The organism is Paraburkholderia sp. BCC1884, assembly GCF_900996225.1.
Lineage (GTDB): Bacteria > Pseudomonadota > Gammaproteobacteria > Burkholderiales > Burkholderiaceae > Paraburkholderia.
This window is the reverse complement of record NZ_CAAJGL010000090.1, coordinates 391,509-411,445: the sequence shown is the minus strand read 5'-3', so window position 1 is coordinate 411,445 and position 19,937 is coordinate 391,509. Positions and strand designations below refer to the sequence as shown.

At 59.7% G+C, this 19,937-nt stretch carries 15 protein-coding genes and 1 pseudogene; 5 read left to right on the top strand and 11 right to left on the bottom strand.

All coding sequences use genetic code 11. From position 1 onward, the window contains the following. Nucleotides 1-97 precede the first annotated feature (97 nt). From FQ705_RS20690 to cadR, 5 genes are all read right to left on the bottom strand, one after another. On the bottom strand, nucleotides 98-892 hold the full coding sequence (locus FQ705_RS20690) for an ABC transporter substrate-binding protein (protein ID WP_144143910.1): 795 nt from the start codon (nucleotides 890-892) through the stop codon (nucleotides 98-100). A gap of 59 nt (nucleotides 893-951) precedes the next feature. After that, on the bottom strand, nucleotides 952-2,106 hold the full coding sequence (locus FQ705_RS20685) for a pyridoxal phosphate-dependent aminotransferase (protein ID WP_144143909.1): 1,155 nt from the start codon (nucleotides 2,104-2,106) through the stop codon (nucleotides 952-954). A 314-nt stretch (nucleotides 2,107-2,420) separates the two neighbouring features. Then, nucleotides 2,421-3,824, bottom strand: coding sequence for an ATP-dependent RNA helicase DbpA (gene dbpA, locus FQ705_RS20680; RefSeq protein WP_144143908.1), 1,404 nt, complete (start codon nucleotides 3,822-3,824; stop codon nucleotides 2,421-2,423). A 36-nt stretch (nucleotides 3,825-3,860) separates the two neighbouring features. Then, nucleotides 3,861-4,061: a hypothetical protein gene (locus FQ705_RS20675; protein ID WP_144143907.1), complete on the bottom strand. Its 201-nt coding sequence runs from the start codon at nucleotides 4,059-4,061 to the stop codon at nucleotides 3,861-3,863. A gap of 98 nt (nucleotides 4,062-4,159) precedes the next feature. After that, entirely contained in the window at nucleotides 4,160-4,591 is a 432-nt protein-coding gene (gene cadR / locus FQ705_RS20670; protein ID WP_144143906.1) for a Cd(II)/Pb(II)-responsive transcriptional regulator, read from the bottom strand. A gap of 80 nt (nucleotides 4,592-4,671) precedes the next feature. On the opposite strand from cadR, the gene FQ705_RS20665 reads away from it, so the two are divergent. The 3 genes from FQ705_RS20665 (at nucleotide 4,672) to FQ705_RS20650 (ending at nucleotide 9,384) form a co-directional block, all read left to right on the top strand. Further along, complete coding sequence (locus FQ705_RS20665) at nucleotides 4,672-6,996, top strand: heavy metal translocating P-type ATPase (RefSeq protein WP_144143905.1); 2,325 nt, start codon at nucleotides 4,672-4,674, stop codon at nucleotides 6,994-6,996. A 407-nt stretch (nucleotides 6,997-7,403) separates the two neighbouring features. Beyond that, a complete protein-coding gene (adh, locus tag FQ705_RS20655) occupies nucleotides 7,404-8,924 on the top strand; it encodes an aldehyde dehydrogenase (RefSeq protein ID WP_144143904.1) in 1,521 nt (506 codons plus the stop codon). Nucleotides 8,925-8,988: 64 nt separating this feature from the next. Then, the gene (locus tag FQ705_RS20650; RefSeq protein WP_144143903.1) at nucleotides 8,989-9,384 is read left to right on the top strand and encodes a DUF779 domain-containing protein; all 396 of its coding nucleotides are present in this window, start codon (nucleotides 8,989-8,991) and stop codon (nucleotides 9,382-9,384) included. A gap of 7 nt (nucleotides 9,385-9,391) precedes the next feature. Here the strand turns inward: FQ705_RS20650 and eutC are convergent, their stop codons facing one another. The 3 genes and pseudogenes from eutC to FQ705_RS20635 all read right to left on the bottom strand — a co-directional run. Continuing rightward, a complete protein-coding gene (gene eutC, locus FQ705_RS20645) occupies nucleotides 9,392-10,192 on the bottom strand; it encodes an ethanolamine ammonia-lyase subunit EutC (RefSeq protein ID WP_144143902.1) in 801 nt (266 codons plus the stop codon). Beyond that, the gene (locus FQ705_RS20640; protein ID WP_144143901.1) at nucleotides 10,189-11,583 is read right to left on the bottom strand and encodes an ethanolamine ammonia-lyase subunit EutB; all 1,395 of its coding nucleotides are present in this window, start codon (nucleotides 11,581-11,583) and stop codon (nucleotides 10,189-10,191) included. Before FQ705_RS20640 ends, eutC begins: the two co-directional genes overlap by 4 nt. Nucleotides 11,584-11,626: 43 nt before the next feature. After that, nucleotides 11,627-11,960: pseudogene (locus FQ705_RS20635) on the bottom strand (ethanolamine permease); the annotation flags it as partial. A gap of 360 nt (nucleotides 11,961-12,320) precedes the next feature. Between FQ705_RS20635 and FQ705_RS20630 the strand changes: the two are divergent. Next, entirely contained in the window at nucleotides 12,321-12,803 is a 483-nt protein-coding gene (locus FQ705_RS20630; protein ID WP_144143900.1) for a GyrI-like domain-containing protein, read from the top strand. A gap of 507 nt (nucleotides 12,804-13,310) precedes the next feature. After that, a complete protein-coding gene (locus tag FQ705_RS20625; RefSeq protein ID WP_186307929.1) occupies nucleotides 13,311-14,291 on the top strand; it encodes a formylglycine-generating enzyme family protein in 981 nt (326 codons plus the stop codon). A gap of 13 nt (nucleotides 14,292-14,304) precedes the next feature. Here FQ705_RS20625 and FQ705_RS20620 read toward each other — a convergent pair whose 3' ends face one another. The 3 genes from FQ705_RS20620 to FQ705_RS20610 form a co-directional block, all read right to left on the bottom strand. Beyond that, on the bottom strand, nucleotides 14,305-16,566 hold the full coding sequence (locus FQ705_RS20620; RefSeq protein WP_144143898.1) for a hypothetical protein: 2,262 nt from the start codon (nucleotides 16,564-16,566) through the stop codon (nucleotides 14,305-14,307). A gap of 72 nt (nucleotides 16,567-16,638) precedes the next feature. Continuing rightward, a complete protein-coding gene (locus FQ705_RS20615; protein WP_144143897.1) occupies nucleotides 16,639-19,323 on the bottom strand; it encodes a type VI secretion system Vgr family protein in 2,685 nt (894 codons plus the stop codon). 193 nt (nucleotides 19,324-19,516) lie between these two features. Next, nucleotides 19,517-19,804 carry a PAAR domain-containing protein gene (locus FQ705_RS20610; RefSeq protein WP_144143896.1) on the bottom strand — a complete coding sequence of 96 codons (288 nt, stop codon included), beginning with the start codon at nucleotides 19,802-19,804 and terminating at the stop codon, nucleotides 19,517-19,519. Between the last annotated feature and the right edge of the window lie 133 nt (nucleotides 19,805-19,937).

Sequence of the window (19,937 nt, the reverse complement as noted above, 5' to 3'; positions counted from 1 at the left end):
GTTGCATAGGCCCCACCGCAGCGAGGCCTGCCTATCGTAGCCGCCAAACGTATCGCCAACAAGGAAACCGGCCAGCGACCCAGGCAACGCAACCGGATTACTTCGCGCTGACGTCGATATCACCGAGATATTTGGCGGCCAGCGTCTTCACCGTGCCGTCGGCCTGGACCTTCGCAATTGCCGCATTCAGCCGATTGCGCAATGCCGCGTCGTCCTTGCGAATTCCGTAGGCGATGCCGCTGCCAAGAATCTTGTCGTCACGCACCGGTTGACCGACGAACGCATAACCGTTGCCGTTCGGCTTCGACAGAAAACCCGTTTGCCCCGCCGGCGCAAGCACGAGCGTCGCGTCGAGACGACCCGCCACCAGATCCGTATAAACCTGGTTCTGATCCTGATAGGGCACCACCGTCACGCCGACGGGCTCCCAATGCGTCTTCGCGAAGGTTTCCTGAATCGACGACTGCAACACGCCCACACGCTTGCCCTTCAACGACGCGGGCGTCGGCAGCAAACCGCTGTCGCGCTTCGCGATCAGTTGCGACGGCACGCGATACACGACCGTGGTGAAATCGATTGCCTGCCGACGTTGTTCGGTCGCATTCATCGCCGAATTGATCGCGTCGAATTTGCGGCCTTGCAGCGCGGGGATCAATCCGTCGAACGAGGTTTCGACCCATTTGCACGTCATATGCGCGGCGGCGCAGACGGCATTGCCGACATCGATATCGAGGCCCTGCAACTCACCATTCGGCCCTTTCGATTCGAACGGCGGATACTGCGCTTCGAGTCCAAAACGCAATGTCGAAGTGTCGGCGGCGCTTGCCGCGCACGCTGTCGTGAGCGACGCGAATGCACAGGCCAGTGCCAATAGAGGCTTGAGCAATTTCATAAACAGGTCCTTATTTTCTACGATTTCGTTTCGATGTCATCGGTGACATTCGCGAGCCATCAAATCTCGCACAAACGGCGCGCACCTTCAATCAAGGTCGCGTCGTCTTTCGAGAAGCTCAGGCGAATCAGGCCGGAGTCCGTGCCATCGGTATAAAAGGCCGACAGAGGAATCGTGGCGACCCGCGCGTCGCGAATCAAACGCAGCACGAAGTCGCTATCGCTTTCTTCCGAGAAACCACGAAAGCGCGCGAGCATAAAGAAGGTGCCTTCGCTCGGCAACAATTCGAAGCGCGAGTCGCGCAATGCGTCGGCGAGCAGATCGCGCTTCTTCTGATAGAACGCGGACAGACCGAGGTAGCTTTCGCGATTCGCCAATGCATCGACGAACGCGTACTGCATCGGTGTATCGGCAGAAAACACCATGAATTGATGCACTTTGCGAATCTCGTCCATCAAGGCGGCGGGCGCGAGGCAGTATCCGATGCGCCAACCCGTCACGTGATACGACTTGCCGAACGACGAGACGATCACGCTGCGTTCAGCGAGTTCGCTGTGACATGCCATGCTCTGATGGCGGTCGCCGTCGAACACCACGTGTTCGTAGACTTCATCGGCGAGAATCACGATATCCGTGTTGCGCGTCAGCGCTCTCAGGCGCGCGATGTCGTCCTCGCCGAACACGGTCGCGGTCGGATTGTGCGGTGTGTTGATGATGATCATGCGGGTCCTGGGCGTGATCGCGGCGGCGACCTCGTCCCAATTCACGCGGAAATCGCTTAGCGACAGTTTGATCGCCACCGGCGTCGCACCCTGCAAGCGAACGATCGGACCGTAGCTGTCGAATGACGGCTCGAAGTAGATCACTTCGTCGCCGGGATGCACCAACGCGCTGATCGTCGAATATAGACCTTCGCTCGCGCTGGCGATCACGGTCACTTCGCTCACCGGGTCGTAGCGCACGCCGTATAGCGTTTCCACCTTGTCGGCGAGCGCTTCGCGCAACGCGGCGATGCCCGCCATCGGTGCATATTGATTGTGGCCGGCGCGCATGGCCTGCGCGACACCGTCGACCAGCTTTGCATCCGGCGCGAAATTCGGCGCGCCTTGCGACAGGTTCAGCGCATCGTATTGCGCAGCCAGTTGGCCGATCACGGTAAAAATCGTCGTGCCTACATCAGGCAGTTTCGAGCGGGCTTGCATGGCGCTCTGCATAAGGCTTTCTCCCTTTCTCCAGCCAGCAAGGAATACACGGGCAGCCCATGGCGCGGCGCTTCCTTGCGGTTGAGTGATTAGGCATCAGCCAAAGAACCGTCACAATCGAAACTTTGTCATGCACGGCATGCGTTTACGTCATGGCGCGTGCAAAGTCGCACCGTCATGCGTGGAGCCAGTCAGATCGGGGTTTCTGGGGAAGAAACGAGGCCGCGCAAAGCATGCGGAAAACAGCTGAGGTATGACGTAATGTGATGCGGGATGAGCCGGCTGCACGGGCAGTGCGTGCAGCCGGCCGGAACCACGACTTCGAATCAGGCGTCGTCCATCATGCGAACCTTGACCTTCTTGCCCTTCACCTTGCCGGCGCTGAGCTTGCGCAGCGCTTCACGCGCGATGCTGCGCTCCACGGCCACATAGGTCGACATTTCGGTCACGTTGATCTTGCCGATCTGTGCGCCGGTGAAGCCCGCCTCGCCGGTCAACGCGCCGAGCACGTCGCCCGGACGGATCTTTTCCTTGCGGCCACCGAGAATCTGCAGCGTTTCCATCGGCGGCAAAAGGCGTTCGTTGCTGGCGGGTTTCAGCTCAGTCAGCTTGTGCCACTCGACGTCGCGCTTTTGCGCATGTTCGAGATTACCCACACGCCCCATCTCGTTCATGCTGACGAGACTCAGCGCCCAGCCTTCCTGATCGGCGCGGCCCGTGCGGCCGATGCGGTGCACGTGCACTTCCGGGTCCGGCGTGACGTCGACGTTGATCACCGCCTCGAGTTGCGCGATGTCGAGACCGCGCGCGGCGACGTCGGTCGCCACCAGCACCGAGCAGCTGCGGTTTGCGAACTGGATCAGCACCTGATCGCGTTCGCGCTGATCGAGTTCGCCGTGCAACGCGAGCGCATGAAAACCTTGCGCGCGCAGCACGTCGAGCAGATCGCGGCATTGCTGTTTGGTGTTGCAGAACGCCAGCGTGCTCACCGGGCGATAGTGGTTCAGCAGCAAGCCGACTGCATGCAGACGCTGATCCTCGGTCACTTCGTAGAAGCGTTGACGGATCTTGGTGTTGTCGTGCCGCTCGGCCAGCTTCACTTCTTTCGGGTTGCGCAGGAACTGCTGGCTCAGCTTGACGATGCCTTCGGGGTACGTCGCCGAGAACAGCAGCGTTTGCCGCTCTTTCGGACATTGCTTGACCACGGTGGCGATATCGTCGAAGAAACCCATGTCGAGCATGCGGTCGGCTTCGTCGAGCACCAGCGTTTTGAGCGACTGCAACGGCAAGCTGCCGCGCTCGAGGTGATCCATGATGCGGCCCGGCGTGCCGACCACGATGTGCGCACCGTGTTCGAGGCTCGCCGTTTGCGGACGCATCGGCGTGCCGCCGCACAACGTCAGCACCTTGATGTTTTCCTCGGCACGCGCGAGACGGCGGATTTCCTGCGTGACCTGATCGGCGAGTTCGCGCGTCGGGCACAGCACCATCGCCTGCACGGCGAAGTTGCGGACATCGAGGCGGGCGAGCAGCGCCAGCGAAAACGCCGCGGTCTTGCCGCTGCCGGTTTTCGCCTGGGCGATCAGATCGTTGCCGGCGAGTGCAATGGGCAAGCTCGCGGCCTGGATCGGCGTCATCTCGAGGTAGCCGAGCTGCGTCAGATTGGCGAGCGTAGCGGGCGCTAGCGGCAACTCGCTAAACGGCGCGCCGGCGGGAGTGGGACTGTTCATAGGGGTGATGGCTCGCTGTCGGCTGGAGGCAACTGGTTATTCGGCCATGGGGCCGGTTGAGGGACGGCCTTCCATCTGCTCGTACACCACCGAGCCATCTTCGCCGTCGAAACGTTCGACGTAATTGCGCGCGCCGCACATCGGGCAACGGAACAGGAGCCCTTGCCCTTCGTTCTTGATGACGACGTCCGATTGCTCCCACTGCGCGCCGCAGGATTGGTTTCTACAGGTAAACACGTTGATTCTCCAACTGGATTCGATTGTTTATTGGCCAGGCCGCTCATGCGACCCGCCGTGAATAGGGCGATTTTCGCGCGGCTTCACGCCGACGCGCGTCAGCCCAGATGCGTATGCCGCGCGCGGGGCGCGCTCACATCCATGTCCGTAAGGCCGTGCACGATGCCGCAGTCCTCCACGGCCTGTTCGCCGTGACACTGCTCGCGCAGCGTGGTCAGCTGCATTTTCAGCTGCTTCAGTTCGTCGATGCGCGAGTCGACGTGGGAAATATGCTCGTCGATCAGCGCATTGATGCCGCCACAACCCTCCGCCGGTGCGTCGGTGAGACGCAGCAAGGCGCGGATTTCATCGTGGGTCATGTCGAGCGCACGGCAGTTGCGGATGAAACGCAGCCTTTCGACGTGCCGTGCCGAATAACTGCGGTAATTGGCTTCGGTGCGCTCCGCTTCGGGCAACAGGCCCTCTTTTTCGTAGAAGCGGATGGTTTCGGTCGTGCAATGGGCGATTTTCGCCAGTTCGCCTATTTTCATGGACCCTCCTCGAAGACGGCCTTGACCTTGTAGTGGCTTCAAGGTGTTTACTAGACCACAAATCTAACCAGGAAGCCACCATGCCTCGAGCCGACTACGCGGAAGCCGACCGTCCCAAACAGGCCAAAGCCCGTGCCCATGGGGATGACGGACATGCTCACGACCAGGGGCACGAAGGTCACGCTCACGATCACAACAGGCACGATCACGGTCACCGTCATGAAGACGCGGGCTGCTGTGGAGCGTCAGGCGCCGTTGCGCCAATGCCGGTCCAACTACCGCAATCCGAGGCGGTCGGCACCGACATGCGCACGGCCATCCGTATCACGCAGATGGATTGTCCGACTGAAGAAGCCCTGATCCGCAAGAAGTTCAGCCGCATGCCCTACGTGCGCAGCATGGATTTCAACCTGATGCAGCGGGTCTTGACCGTCGTCCACGCGCCTGGCGCGCTCGATTCGATCCTCGCCGCGCTCCGTTCGCTCGACTTCACGCCCGAGCTGGCGAGCGCCAGAGCGGATGCGGCGTCGGTAGCCGCCTCGCCCGTGCCGCACAAGCCGTGGTGGCCGCTCGCCCTCGCCGGGGTCGTCGCGGCTGGCTCAGAGGCCGCCAGTTGGCTCGGCGCCCCCGCCTGGGTTCCAGCGGCGCTGGCGATCGTCGCCATCGCCTCCTGCGGCCTGACGACGTACAAGAAGGGCTGGCTCGCGATTCGCAACGGCAACCTGAACATCAACGCGTTGATGAGCATTGCGGTGACCGGCGCACTGATGTTGCGCCAATGGCCGGAAGCCGCGATGGTGATGGTGCTGTTCACTATCGCCGAATTGATCGAGGCGAAGTCGCTCGACCGCGCCCGCAATGCGATCCAGGGCCTGATGCAACTCACGCCGGAGCAAGCCAGCGTGCAGCAATCCGACGGCAGCTGGCTGGCCACCGAACTCAAAACGATCGCACTCGGCGCGCTGGTGCGCGTGAAGCCGGGCGAGCGCATCGCGCTCGACGGCGAGATCGTCGAAGGACGTTCGAGCGTAGATCAGGCGCCGATCACCGGCGAAAGCCTGCCGGTCGACAAAACGGTCGGTGACGCGGTGTTCGCCGGCACGATCAACCAGACCGGCTCGTTCGACTATCGCGTGACGGCTGCGGCCAGCAACACGACGCTTGCGCGCATCATGCACGCCGTCGAGGAAGCGCAAGGCACCAAGGCGCCGACACAACGCTTCGTCGATCGATTTGCCCGCGTGTACACGCCGATCGTGTTCGCCGTCGCGCTCGCGGTCGCCGTCGTGCCGCCGCTGCTATTCGGCGGACTCTGGCAGGAGTGGGTCTACAAGGCTTTGGTGATGCTGGTCATCGCCTGTCCGTGCGCGCTGGTGATCTCGACGCCGGTGACGATCGTGAGCGGCCTCGCCGCAGCGGCCCGCAAGGGCATCCTGATCAAAGGCGGCGCTTACCTGGAACAGGGCCGCAAGCTGAGTCGGCTGGCACTCGACAAAACCGGCACGATCACGCACGGCAAGCCCGTGCAAACCGAGTTCGAGATCCTCGCCGACGTCGATGTCGTGCGCTGCCGGTCGCTCGCGGCAAGCATCGCGGGGCGCTCCGATCATCCGGTGTCGACGGCCATCGCGGCGGCCGCGCAAGCGGAAGGCCTGGCGAGCGTGACGGTCGACGCATTCGAAGCCATCGCGGGACGCGGCGTGCGCGCAGAGATTGACGGCGCGCCGTACTGGCTCGGCAATCATCGGCTGGTCGAGGAACTCGGGCGCTGCTCGGCGTCGCTTGAAGCGAAGCTCGACGCACTTGAGCGGCAAGGCAAGACCGTGGTCATGTTGATCGACAGCGAGCGCGTGCTCGCGCTGTTTGCCGTCGCCGACACCGTGAAGGAAACGAGCCGTGCCGCCATCGCCGAATTGCAACGCCTTGGCGTCGGCACGACGATGCTTACCGGCGACAACCCGCACACCGCTGCGGCGATTGCGCGGCAGGTCGGCATCGACGAAGCGCGCGGCAATCAGTTGCCGGAAGACAAGCTTGGGGCTGTTGCACAGTGGTCCGAGAAAGGCGCGACCGTCGGCATGGTCGGTGACGGCATCAACGACGCGCCGGCGTTGGCTCGCGCCGACATCGGCTTTGCGATGGGCGCGATGGGTACCGACACCGCGATCGAAACCGCCGACGTCGCGTTGATGGACGACGATCTGCGCAAGATTCCGCAATTCATCCGCTTGTCGAAGTCGACGCACTCGGTGCTGGTGCAGAACATCACGCTGGCGCTCGGCATCAAGAGCGTGTTTCTCGTGCTGACCGTCGTGGGCCTCGGCACGATGTGGATGGCAGTATTCGCCGATGTCGGCGCGAGTTTGCTGGTGGTGGGCAACGGATTGCGATTGCTGCGTAAATAGGCCCGCACACGATCGCGATTGGTCAAACCATACTCGCGCGCCTCCGCGACGATCGATTGACGACGCCCACGCGTCGGCAATGCGGCCGTTTCCGCAGCCGTTAATGCGCCAACGTCGAACAGTGACGCCAGCACCGACGCTTGCAAATTGTTGCGCGTGAAATTCGACCCGGCTGCATACGTCGCTGCATTGTTCAATTTGTGAACAGGACTGCGCACGCTGCTCCGAATCGGGACGCTCCGGCCGTGCGACTTGAACAACGCACGCTCGATTGCTTACGCGGACGCTTGCCGCGCGTGCACGCTTCACTGGTCCGGTGCACTGGCACAGTTCTGGCTCATCCCCCTCGCGGCCAAGCGAAATATCGCGCCGAATATAGCCCATTCATACATGTGAGGAGCACACAGATGAATCACGCGGAGATGCAGTTTCTGACCACCGAATTCCCGTATAAAAAGCAGTATGAGAATTTCATCGGTGGAGAATGGGTAAAGCCTGCGGGCGGCGAGTACTTCGACAACATATCGCCGATCACCGGTGAGCCGTTCACATCGATCCCGCGTTCGCGCGAAGCCGATGTCGAACTCGCGCTCGACGCAGCACATCGTGCCAAAACGGCCTGGGGCAAAACCTCGGCCGCGGATCGCGCGAACATCCTGATGCGCATTGCCGATCGCATGGAAGCCAACCTGCAACGCCTTGCGGTGGCCGAGACGATCGACAACGGCAAGCCGCTGCGCGAGTCCATGGCGGCCGACATTCCGCTCGCCATCGATCACTTCCGCTATTTCGCCGGCGCCGTGCGTGCCCAGGAAGGCGGGATCTCCGAGATCGATCACGACACTGTCGCGTATCACTTTCATGAACCGCTCGGCGTGGTCGGCCAGATCATTCCGTGGAATTTCCCGATTCTGATGGCCGTGTGGAAGCTCGCACCGGCGCTGGCAGCGGGCAATTGCGTCGTGCTCAAACCGGCCGAACAAACCCCGGCTTCGATTCTCGTGCTGGCCGAACTGATTCAGGACCTGCTACCCAAGGGCGTGCTGAACGTGGTGAATGGCTTCGGTCTCGAAGCCGGCAAACCGCTCGCGTCGAGCAAGCGCATCGCCAAGATCGCCTTTACCGGCGAAACCACCACGGGTCGCCTGATCATGCAGTACGCGAGCCAGAACATCATTCCGGTGACGCTCGAACTCGGCGGCAAGAGCCCGAACATTTTCTTCGCCGACGTGATGAACGAGGACGACAGTTTTTTCGACAAAGCGCTCGAAGGCTTTACGATGTTTGCGCTGAATCAGGGTGAAGTGTGTACTTGTCCGTCGCGTGTTCTGATCGACGAGAAGATCTACGACCGCTTCATGGAACGTGCGTTGAAACGCGTCGCTGCCATCACGCAAGGCCATCCGCTCGACACGAAGACGATGATCGGTGCGCAGGCTTCGCAGGAGCAACTCGAGAAGATTCTTTCGTACCTCGATCTCGGCAAGAAGGAAGGCGCCGAGTGCCTGATTGGCGGTGAACGTAACGGGCTCGATGGTGAACTGAGCAAGGGCTACTACATCAAGCCGACCGTGTTCCGCGGTCACAACAAGATGCGCATCTTCCAGGAAGAAATCTTCGGACCCGTGGTGTCGGTCACGACCTTCAAAACCGAAGAAGAAGCGCTCGAGATCGCCAACGATACGCTCTACGGTTTAGGCGCCGGCGTCTGGACCCGCGACGGCACGCGCGCCTATCGCTTTGGCCGCGAAGTGCAGGCGGGCCGCGTATGGACCAACTGCTATCACGCCTACCCGGCGCATGCGGCATTTGGCGGTTACAAGCAATCGGGTATCGGCCGGGAAAATCACAAGATGATGCTCGACCACTATCAGCAGACCAAGAACCTGCTCGTCAGCTATAGCGACAAGCCGCTGGGCTTCTTCTAAGTATCACGATCCTGTACGAGCGGGCCGCCTTGCGCGGCTCGCTCTTTTTTCAGCGAGGAATGTGATGACTGATACGAAAGAAGTGGATCGCGTAATCGCCACGCCGGCCGCCGTCGAGCTGATCGACAAGCTGCGCGCGGAGCATGGCGCCGTGCTCTTCCATCAATCCGGTGGCTGCTGCGACGGCAGCGCACCGATGATGTTCCCGCAGAGCGAGTTCATGGTCGGCTCGTCCGATGTGAAACTCGGCGAAATTGCCAGTGTGCCGTTCTACATGAGCGAATCGCAATTCGAATACTGGCAGCACACGCAGTTGATCATCGATGCCGTGCCGGGCAACGGCGGCATGTTTTCTTTGGAGCGTCCCAGCGGCTTACGTTTTCTGACCCGCTCGCGGATCTTCGAGGATGACGAGAACGCCTGGCTGCAAACGCATCCGGTGGAGCGCGTCAAGAACTGAGCGGCTTTTATGCCGTGTCTGCTTGCTGCGAGGCATCGCTCACAGCGCGCGCCGTCGGCGCGCTCTCCAGCAGCGCGTCGCTGTCGTCTTTCAGGCCCACGCCGGTGAGACCCAGGCGCTTCGCGTGCGTGAGTAGATAGTGAAGTTTGTGTGCGGCCAACGGGTAGTCGAGTCCCTCGGGACGCACGTTGGAAATACAGTTGCGCTGCGCGTCGCTGCAGCCGACTTTCGGCCCGTAAGTCAGGTAAATGCCGAGGCTATCGGGAGAACTCAGACCTGGACGCTCGCCGATCAGCATCACCACCAGCTTGCTATCGAGCAATTCACCGATTTCATCACCCAGTGCCACGCGCGCCTGTCGCGCAACCACGACCGGGCCGATTTTCCAGTCCGCGAGTTTTGCGCAGACCGCCTGCAAGAGCGGAATGGCTTGCTTCGACGCGGCGAATGCGGATAGACCGTCGCCGATTACGAACACGACCTCCGGGGAATCGCTTTGAAATGCGCCGAGCGCCGCACGACTTTCGTCCGACAGGCGTCTGCCGAGATCGGGGCGCCGCAGGTAACGCTCGCGATCCGGCGCAGCGCTGTGGACGTCCAACGTCTTGAAGTTCAGCGCATGGAGTTGCTCATGCAATACGTCGGTATCCAGCGGATGATGCACGGCGTCGCGAGCTTGCGCATGCGATAGATTGAATGCCAGCAGTGGCGCAGTCGGCAAACTGTTGCCGGCGCGGCCCAATGCAATCCGCGCGTTGGTGAACTCGCGCAGCGCACCCCAGGGATTCTTTTCGAGGATGTCGCTCATGCGATCCCCATCCAGTCGCGCGCGCCTTCCAGCAGCGGCTGTTGTGCCGACACGCTTAGCAGTGCGCCGCGCGCGTCGGTGATCTGCATCGACTCCAGCCATTCCTCGAATTCCGGCGCCCGACGCAGGCCGAGCACGTCGCGTACGTAAAGCGAGTCGTGAAAGGAGGTGCTTTGATAGTTGAGCATCACGTCGTCCGCGCCCGGAATGCCCATGATGAAATTGATGCCCGCTACGCCGAGCAGCGTGAGCAGGTTGTCCATATCGTCCTGATCCGCTTCCGCGTGATTCGTGTAGCAGATGTCGCAACCCATCGGCACGCCCAGCAACTTGCCGCAGAAGTGGTCTTCGAGACCGGCGCGCGTGATCTGCTTGCCGTCGTAAAGATACTCCGGGCCGATAAAGCCGACGACGGTGTTGACCAGGAAGGGGTTGAACTTGCGCGCCACTGCGTAGGCGCGCACTTCGCAGGTTTGCTGGTCGACGCCGAAATGCGCATTCGCCGACAACGCGCTGCCCTGCCCTGTCTCGAAGTACATCAGGTTATTGCCGACAGTGCCGCGTTGCAGCGACAGTCCCGCTTCGTAGGCCTCCTGGAGCAATGCGAGTGAAATCCCGAAACCCGCGTTCGCTTTCTCTGTGCCCGCGATCGATTGAAACACCAGATCGACCGGCGCCCCCTTTTCGATTGCCGCGATCGTGTTGGTAACGTGAGTCAGTACGCACGATTGTGTCGGTACTTGATAGCGTAGGCGGAAGTCATCGATCATCGATAATAGTCGCGTGATCGCGGCGAGATTGTCGCTGGCGGGGTTGATGCCGATCATCGCGTCGCCGCAGCCGTACATCAGACCGTCGAGCATCGAGGCGGCGATACCTTTGACATCGTCCGTCGGATGATTCGGTTGCAGACGAACCGACATGTGCCCCGGCAAACCGACCGTATTGCGGAAGCGCGTAATCACCGGACGTTTGCGTGCTGCCGCGATCAGATCCTGATTGCGCATCAGCTTGGACACCGCCGCCACCATTTCCGGAGTGAGGCCCGTCGCGATGCGCGTGAGCGCGTCGCTATCCGTCGTGTTGCTCAGCAACCAGTTGCGGAAATCACCGACCGTCAAATGTGAGATCTCGGCGAATGCTTGCGGCGAATGGTCGTCGATCACGAGACGCGTGACCTCGTCGCTTTCGTACGGGATCAGCGCTTCATTCAGGAAAGTGCGCAACGGCACTTGCGCGAGAGCCATCCTGGCAGCGACCCGCTCTTCCTCGCTCGCCGCGGCGACGCCCGCGAGCTGGTCGCCCGAGCGTTGGGGACTCGCCTTCGCCATCAGGGTTTTCAGATCGGCAAAGCGGTACGTGCGACTGCCAATCGTCTCGGTGTAGCTCATGCTGTCGACTCCATCGCCGCTGCTCGTGCAGCGGCTCGATCCGTCATTCTTCGAGCAGGGTGTCCGACGGCGCCTCTTCCCGCTGCTGACTCGTCAAAAGAAAGTAGACGTAGCCCAGCGCGAGAAAAGTTGCGAACGCGATCGCCACCAGAAAATTGAAGTACGCCATCGTCGCCAGACGCGATGACCTCGGCCATCAGGTCGAACGCTGGGAAGAACAGATATAGCGGTGCGCGGGACGGGCGCTCCATGTCCGGATCGGCACGGCGCAGCCTGAACAGCGACAACAAGCTGACGATAAACATCACGATAGCGCCAAATACCGACATCGTCACGGTGTTCGCGGTGAGCGTCTGGCCGCTGAACTGGATCGGCTCGCGATGCGCGACTTGATCCGCGTGCTGATCTGATTTCATCGGAAACTCCCTGATGTAGCCGCTAGCTCGGCAAAGCAAGGCTTTGCGGATGCCGACGGATAAGACTTCACCCGATGGTAGCGGGCCATTATTCGAGGTGTTATCGAAATTCGGCAAACTTGAGCGGGTGATGAGTCTGCGATGAAATTCGCAGGATTTGGTTAATGCGCGCGTGGTACTTTTGCTCGCAGGGAGTCCTTTTGCGGCAATCATCGGTCGTTCACACGCACTTTTCGCGCGGCGTTCGGCGTGCCGCCGGCGCAGTATCGCCAGCAAGGTACACATAGCCGGTTTCATCCGGCGCTTTCAGGAGACGCTCAAATGACAACGCGTGAAGTGGTGATTCGGAATGTGGAGCCGATGGAGGTGCTGTCGGTCGATCACGTTGGACCGTATATGCAGATCGGCAAGGCTTTCGATGGTTTGTTCGGCTGGTTGGCGAAACACAATTTGCTGGCCGCGCAGATGCGCATGATCGGGATTTACTACGACGATCCAGGCGTCGTGGATGAAGATGCGTTGCGTTCGAAAGCCGGGGTGCTGTTGCCCCATCCGGTTCAGATGTCGGTGACAGTGAGTCCGCCGGTTTCGGTGGCGCATGTCAGAGGCGGACAGTACGCGACCTTGAAGCATACCGGGCCATACAGCGATATGCGTGCGGCGTATGAATGGCTGTATGGGACCTGGCTCGTGCAGTCCGGGCGGGAGGCGGCAGATGCGCCAGTGTTCGAGGAGTATTTGAACAGCCCGAAGGACACGCCGCCTGGTGAGTTGGTGACGGAGATTTGTTTGCCGTTGGTTTGAGGGGTTTGGGTTCGATGCCGACGGTGTAGTGGACTTGCGCTTGTCCGCTGCTCATCTGCGCAGCGGGCTTTCGCCTGCCTCTCTGGTTTTTATAGTCTTTGTATATGTATACGTAGTAATAGTTAACAAGCATCGCGGCTGGTTGTGGATAACCTGAAACTTCGCTTATGGATCAACAGGCTGCGGAATCGACAACCGTGCGGAGCCCGGGCGGATAGCAGGACGGAGCCAGGGAAAACTTTTGGACGACCCGGCACGGTGAACCGTTTATCAAGGTTTCGCCCACAGTGAGTCAGATGGGTTTTACAAACGTTGTCCAAAGGGGGATGTGGATAAGTCGGAGTCGGCGCCGCGTTTTTTTGTCTTCCTTCGGGCATTTACGCTATGCCTATTGGGTCGCGCTATGCCGGCTCATCGGGACCATGCAACCTTCTGCTGTGCGATGGCGCAGATCACTTGCCTTTCTCCCTGCCAAACAGGAGTTGTTGCAATTGCAAAGCTCGGGAATTGCGCAATCGAACTTATAATCAATTTGCCATCAATCTGGAGATTTACCGCATGCGTTTGTATTTGACGAAATCCTCCATCATCGGATCGATCCCACTGGTCGCACTCGCTTTTTGCCTTCCTGCATGCAGCCAGGCCGGTCAATCTCCAGAAGTCAAAACCTTGGTTAAAAAATCGTTGGCCGATATGGTTTTCGTGAAGGGTGGGACATTCACGATGGGCGATTTCGGTTCCGATGTATCCCCCGACAAGCAACCCTATACGTCACAACACGAGAACAAACCGGCCCATTCAGTAACGCTCGATAGTTACTCAATTAGCAAGTACAAGGTGACCTACGCAGACTTTGACATTTACACCGCTGCGACAGGAAACCCCTCATGGCCACAGGACAAAGTTCCGCGCTCGTACCGAGTTCCAACCCATCCCGTCGGTGTACCCTGGCAGATGGCGAAAGACTATTGCCAATGGTTGGGGAAAGAGAGCAACTTGCCCATCGACCTGCCCACCGAAGCGCAATGGGAATACGCCGCCCGCTCAGGCGGCAAACCGGTCGCCTTTGCCACTGACAACGGCAAATACGAGCCCGATCGCAACTTCCCTGGCGCCGATACGATTGCAGACAAACTTGCTCCGGACGTCGGCATCGTCCAGATGTATCTGTACCCGGTAGGCAAGTATCCGGCCAACCCAATTGGACTATTCGATATGGGATTCGATGGTCGCGACTGGGTAAGCGATTGGTTTGGCGCCGATTACTACGCGAAGTCACCAACAAAAAATCCTCAAGGCCCCGCCTCGGGTACAACCAGGGTCATTCGAGGAGCCGAAGGCGGCAACGACGAAACCGCAATGACCATGTATCGTTACGGAGCGGCCCCGGCCGGCCATTTGATCTCGGAGACCGGCGGGAAGACAGTGCCGTCAACCTTCACCACCTATACATTCCGCTGCGCGTTGCAAAGTACTCAACCGCGATAGCCGCTTCGCTGCGTCACACCACCCGGACTTCCGGCATGTTTTGATAGAACGGGTGGGTTCCCGCTGCCATCTGGAAGCCGTAGTCGTGAGAGTCGACCTGCGCGACCGCGTAACCGGCAGTCGGCTCCGTCTTGATCATAGCGGTCAGGTTGTCGTAGTAGTCGTCCATCTCCTGCGCATCCGGTGCCGAAGCGCCCGTCACCGACATCTGAAGAAACTCTCTGATGTATTGGCGATTTTTAGCCAGATCGCCTTTTTGCCCGCGGGCGTCCATGTGCTGGACCACGTTGTCGAGATCGTGCCTGGTGTGGGACCACTGAAGGATCTGCTTGACCGCGTCTTTGCGACGACCGTAGTAGCGACCAAAAGTGTGATTGGCGGGGTCGACGCCATCGGTCATGACCCAATGGCGAGTGAGTTGATAAATCATAATGCCCTTGGCTTCGGGCGTCGCGTATTGAAGCATCCAGGGATTACCTAGCACGCGGTTCATCAACTGGACGCGCGCCGCCTCCTGTTCGTATGCGACCACCAAATCCGCATACAAGGTCTGAATATCAACCAGTTCTTCACCGACTGTCGAACTCAGATCTTTTATTCCTTGAATGACCATCACCTGGATATGCGTGTAAGCGTCGAATGCTTCCCTGCTGATGAACTTCAAGCGCTGGAAGTTCGCGTGATAGAGCTGATAGAAAAACCATTTCACAAACTCGGCAATGCGCAAAGCGTCGACCGACACTTCGATGTCACCCTTTGCGCCCACGCCGAGGCATAAACCCGCTTTCGCCTTGATTCTGAAACGACCCGCCGCATAGCTCACGTCGAGCATGCAGGTGAGTCCGGCACCCGCCATCGCGGTGACCGTGTCTCCGACCTTGGCGAACGCTTTGTATTTGCCGCTGGGTCCTGTCTTTGCCGGCTCCATCCATTCCAGAGCACCTTCAAGCGACAGGTCCGCGCGCGCGCCGGCAAACACGTCGAGGTCGGCATTCGCACTTGGATCGACCGGCTTGCCGCCTACCTTGATCTCGCGTTGCTTCGTCGCGGGGTTATCGACTGCTGCGCCGTACAGACCCAGGTCTTTGCGCTTCTCGTCGCGGTAGTCGACCACGACGCCAAGCTGCGCGACCATGCTCGCACCCACCATCCCCGACAACCCGAGTTCGCCCTTGAATCGAACTGCGCCGAGTGGATAAGTCTTGCCATCGTCGCCGTCCAGGCTCCACATCCAGCCGGCAATGTCCGGATAATAGAACGCGCCCGAGACCTTTCCCTCGGCGATAGCAAATTCGGCCTGCGCCGATGCTTTGATGGCCACGTGGCCTTTTTGCGGCTGCCATTCGGTATCCAGCCCCGCTCCCGCCAGGTAGCGCATCAACTGAGCTTTAGCCTCGATGCTGACGTTGTTGCTGAAGGCAGTCTGCCGGGGCTTCTCCTTATCGTTCTTCCCGGCTTCGCCGCTCTCGCCGCGTTCGACGGGCTCTTCTGCGCCGGCGCTGTAACTGAGATCCTTATTCCACTCTTCCGCCCACGCGAAAAGCGTCCCTGTTACATGCTTCTCGACGATCTCCGAGGAGACCTTGGTCTTTTCATACAACTGCGATTTGATCTTGCTTTCGCGATTGATCAGCACGCCTTCCTTCAGCTTATCGACATCGATCTTGTGCTTGCCTTGCGCATTCGTTTTGATAAAACTTTTTGAACCGGTCTCCTTTTCCTCCTTACGGCCCTTCATGTCTTCGAACGCAGCCGGACCGAATTTATGCCAGCCCGGCTTGATCTTGTTCGAACGCACATAGTGCAGCTTGTACTTTGCAAACTTCACGCTCTTCTTGCCGTCGCCATCGATATGGATGGGGATCAACTCGACCATGGTGAGGTCCTTGCTATCGAGCTTGCTGAGCGGTTCCAATTCTTTTTTCAGCGCCTTGTGCGCGGCCTCGCGCTCTTTGAGCGCATCGTCAACGGCGGACTTGTGCGCTTCGCCGGCACGCGGATCGGACATGTGGTTCTGCACATCTTCGGCATAGGATTTCAGCACCACATCGAGCTTCTCATTCGCCTTGTGAAATTTGTCGACGCGGTCATGTAACAGATTGCATTCGCTTTGTAGACCACTGACGTCTTCCGCCGGCACGAGAATGAATTCACCCGTCTCAGGACGGAAGTAGAGCATAGGAGCCGGATCGTGCGGCACGTGCACGAGACTGTCGGGCGTCGTGTTAGTGGTGCCATTGCCGTCTGGCGCGTGACTTGTGCTCGGAGCGTTCATGGATGTCGGTCTGCTTGAATGGGCGGAGCATTCAGCGCATCTCTGAGAGATGCGCATACTCCTTGGCCGGAATCAGGTGTCCAGGAAAACCTTCAGGGCACTTGGCGTGCTGGTCATGATGCGCGAGGTGAGTCCCTGCTCATCGGTCATCCCCTCGAACACTTTTCCTTCCGCAGTCTCGATGCGATAACGCACGTAGGGACTGGGCTCCCCTGTGTGCGTGTCGTGAATCTTGAACTGCTCGTTGTACGGACCTTCGCCGGTGGGGAGTGCCGGCGGTTTGCTGGAGAGGCTGGTGGGACCCGCAAAAGAATGAGCGCTGCCCTTGATATCGATTTTTCCCGGCGCGTGAATTTCGATGTTTCCGTCTTTCAGACGAATGTACGCGCCGCCACTCGTCAAGAGAATGTCCTGTTTGGCCGCAACCTCGATTTTCTCGGTCGCCGATAGCAGCTTCAGCGTCTTCTGAGCGGTGATTTCGACGTTGCCCGACTGTGCCTGGATCTCGACTTTGCCCTTGGCCGCGAACAGTTTCATGCCCGCGTTCTGCACGAACAGGCTGATCTTCTCGCCGACGCTCGCCAGTAGCGATTTGCCCGTGGCGATGTGCGTGCTCTGGCCACTGACCAGATTGACGTGTTCGTTTGCCGCAATGTGCGCCGACTTTTGCGTTGACATGGCGAGGCCTGCCGGCGTCGCGAACAGCATGATCGGTTCCTTGAACGCGTTCGCGGTTCCGGTGCCCCCGCCTGCCGTATTGCCGCCGCTGCCTGTCGCGCCCGACACACTGTTCTGCGTCGCATCGGTAAAGGACTTCAGCGAGTCGTAGCCATCCTTGAGGCTTTCCGCCTGATGCAGTTCGCTCGCCTGCCCGAGCGACTCGATCACGCTTTCGGAATTGACCAACTGGCCAGTGGCGTCGCGTGCGTCGAGTGGCTGGGCCGATGTCCCGCCCGTCGGATGCGTCGAGACGTACAGACCCTGGGCCGCCCGCACTGCGCCATACGCATCCGACTTCAGGTCGAAGCCGCTGCCCAGATAGGCGCCCCGTGTGTTGCCGGTCTGGGCGATCAGATAGCCGAGATGCAGCTGGGAGTTCGCGCTTGTACTGAACAGCTGCATCCGGTTCTGGCCGGTCGCGTCGTCCATCACCATCTGGTTGTAGCCGCTGCCCTGATATTCCTTCGACCTGTAGCCCGACAGGATGCCGTTCGAGTGCCAGTCCGGTGTCTTCGCGCCGTTATAGACGCGGCCGGTGACAATCGGTTTGTCGCAATCGCCATCGAGGAACGACACGATCACTTCCTCACCGATGCGCGGTACGTGCACGCCGCCGTGGCCGCCGCCTGCATTCGACTGGGACACACGCATCCAGCACGACGCATTCTCGTCGCCAGGGTTCAGGCGATCCCAGTGCATCTGCACCTTGATGCGGTTCAGTGAGTCAGTGAAGACCTCTTCGTTCGCCGGGCCAACCACCGTCGCCGTCTGCATGTGCATCTCGGGCTTGTGATGCTCGAGCGGACTGCGGAACGGGATCATCCTGCGTTGCGCTTCGACGGTGGCCATGAAGAACCCTTCGCTGCCGTCGGCCGACTTCATGACCAGCGCCGGATCGTTCGCATGTTGCGCGCGAGCCTGCGCGACCGCCCGGTTCAGGCTATGCGGGAAGTCCGTCGTGCCACTCGACACCGGCAGGTTGTTCTCGATTACCCAGTCGACCGCGATCACCGCGAACTGCCGCTCCTGGGCGCTTCCCGTATCGTGCTCCGGATGGTTATCCAGTTCGAACCAGCGCCCGGCATCGATACGGCGCACCGCGCCCACACCATGGAAACGCTTCGCACGCGACTCCCATTCCTCCATGCGCACTTTCGCCAACTGGTCGCCCCGATTCTGCTGTCCGTACGTGTAGGCGCCGGTGTACTCGTAGACTTCGGCCTGCTGCGGCAGGTTGCCCTGGGTGCCCAGCGTCGGAATGCTTGTCCCCTTCGGGTTCGCGGCTGTGGACGGTGACTTGTAGTCGAACGTGCGGGTGGTGAGGGTCGTGCTCTGCAGTGTGCGCGTGCCGCTCCACTGTACGAACGCGTCGGTTTCGCTGTTGGTGCCCGAGCGGTAGAAGTCCACCGTCTGCGGCGACGCGGGCTGCAGACTGCCCATATCGTCAGTCACCACCAGCGTATGGGATTTCCCGTCGGCGGCCTGTTCGAAATAGCCGAACAGCCCTTCCGACTCCATCAACCGGTGACAGAAATGCCAGTCATCCTCGTATTGCACGCAGAATGAACGCTGCGGTAGCGGATTTTTCAGATTAAAGCGAAATGCACCTTGCGCCTGCGGATGCATATTGAATAAATCCGTCAGGATTTCATCGGCTGCTTTATCCTGCCAGATACGCGCATCTTTTCTGAATCGCAGAAAATGCATCCACGACACAAAACCGAGCTGATAACTGGTAATCGCGCCATCGGAGCCGAGCCGGCGGGCAGTATGGACATAACCGTGGTGCGGCGCGTACGACGAGTCGGTTTGCTGGATCCACAGCGTGACGGACTGGGCTATCAGCGTTTTGAGTTCAATATTCTCGCTGGTGGAAACACAATCGAGTGTGAATCCGTAATCACGGCCCATCCGCGAATAGCCCACTAACCGCCGCGGCAGAAGGACATTCGTGCCCAATGATGAATCGAGTTTCAGCAGCCGGTCGCTCTGTGACACGCCGCCTTTTATTGCCGCGATTAAGTCCTGCGCCCCCATACCGCCTCTCTTTTACAAACCGCGCCCCTGCGCCATCGCGCGATAATACAAAAGATCAGATGTTTACAGCAACCGGTTGAGCGGAAACAATTGTCAAATCGGAATTTGTTCCTTCTGCGATGCTGATTTTAATAATACAGGTAAAAATGGCGGACTAATTCGACCGGTTTTGAACGCGCTACCCGCCATCGGATCAGGCTTCAGTTGACATCATCTGCTGTGACGCTACGAGACGAGGCGGCGGATGACAGCCACAAATGCACAGGTCATCACTTAAGGCAGCGTGCCTGCCGTCCGGCGCAGTCATGATCTGCCGAGGGCCGTCGCACTGGATTTTCCCTGTCGTATTGCACGCCGGGCATGTAACCGGATCTCCTTCGTGGGCAACGTCTTTTTCGCTTAGTTGAATGGAAGTGGGCGCCGCCTGGACGACGCCGTCGGCCGTCGTCTTGTCGCCGTTTAGAATCAGAAACCTTTTCATAGTCCCTCTAAGACGTTGAGAACCTGCGTGTTAGGCTTGGTTTTTTGCGAGCCTTTATTCGACGGCAAAAACTCCTTGACTGGCAATATGTCACACGTTCGTCTCGTAAGGATAGCTGTCTCGCGTTTAATGT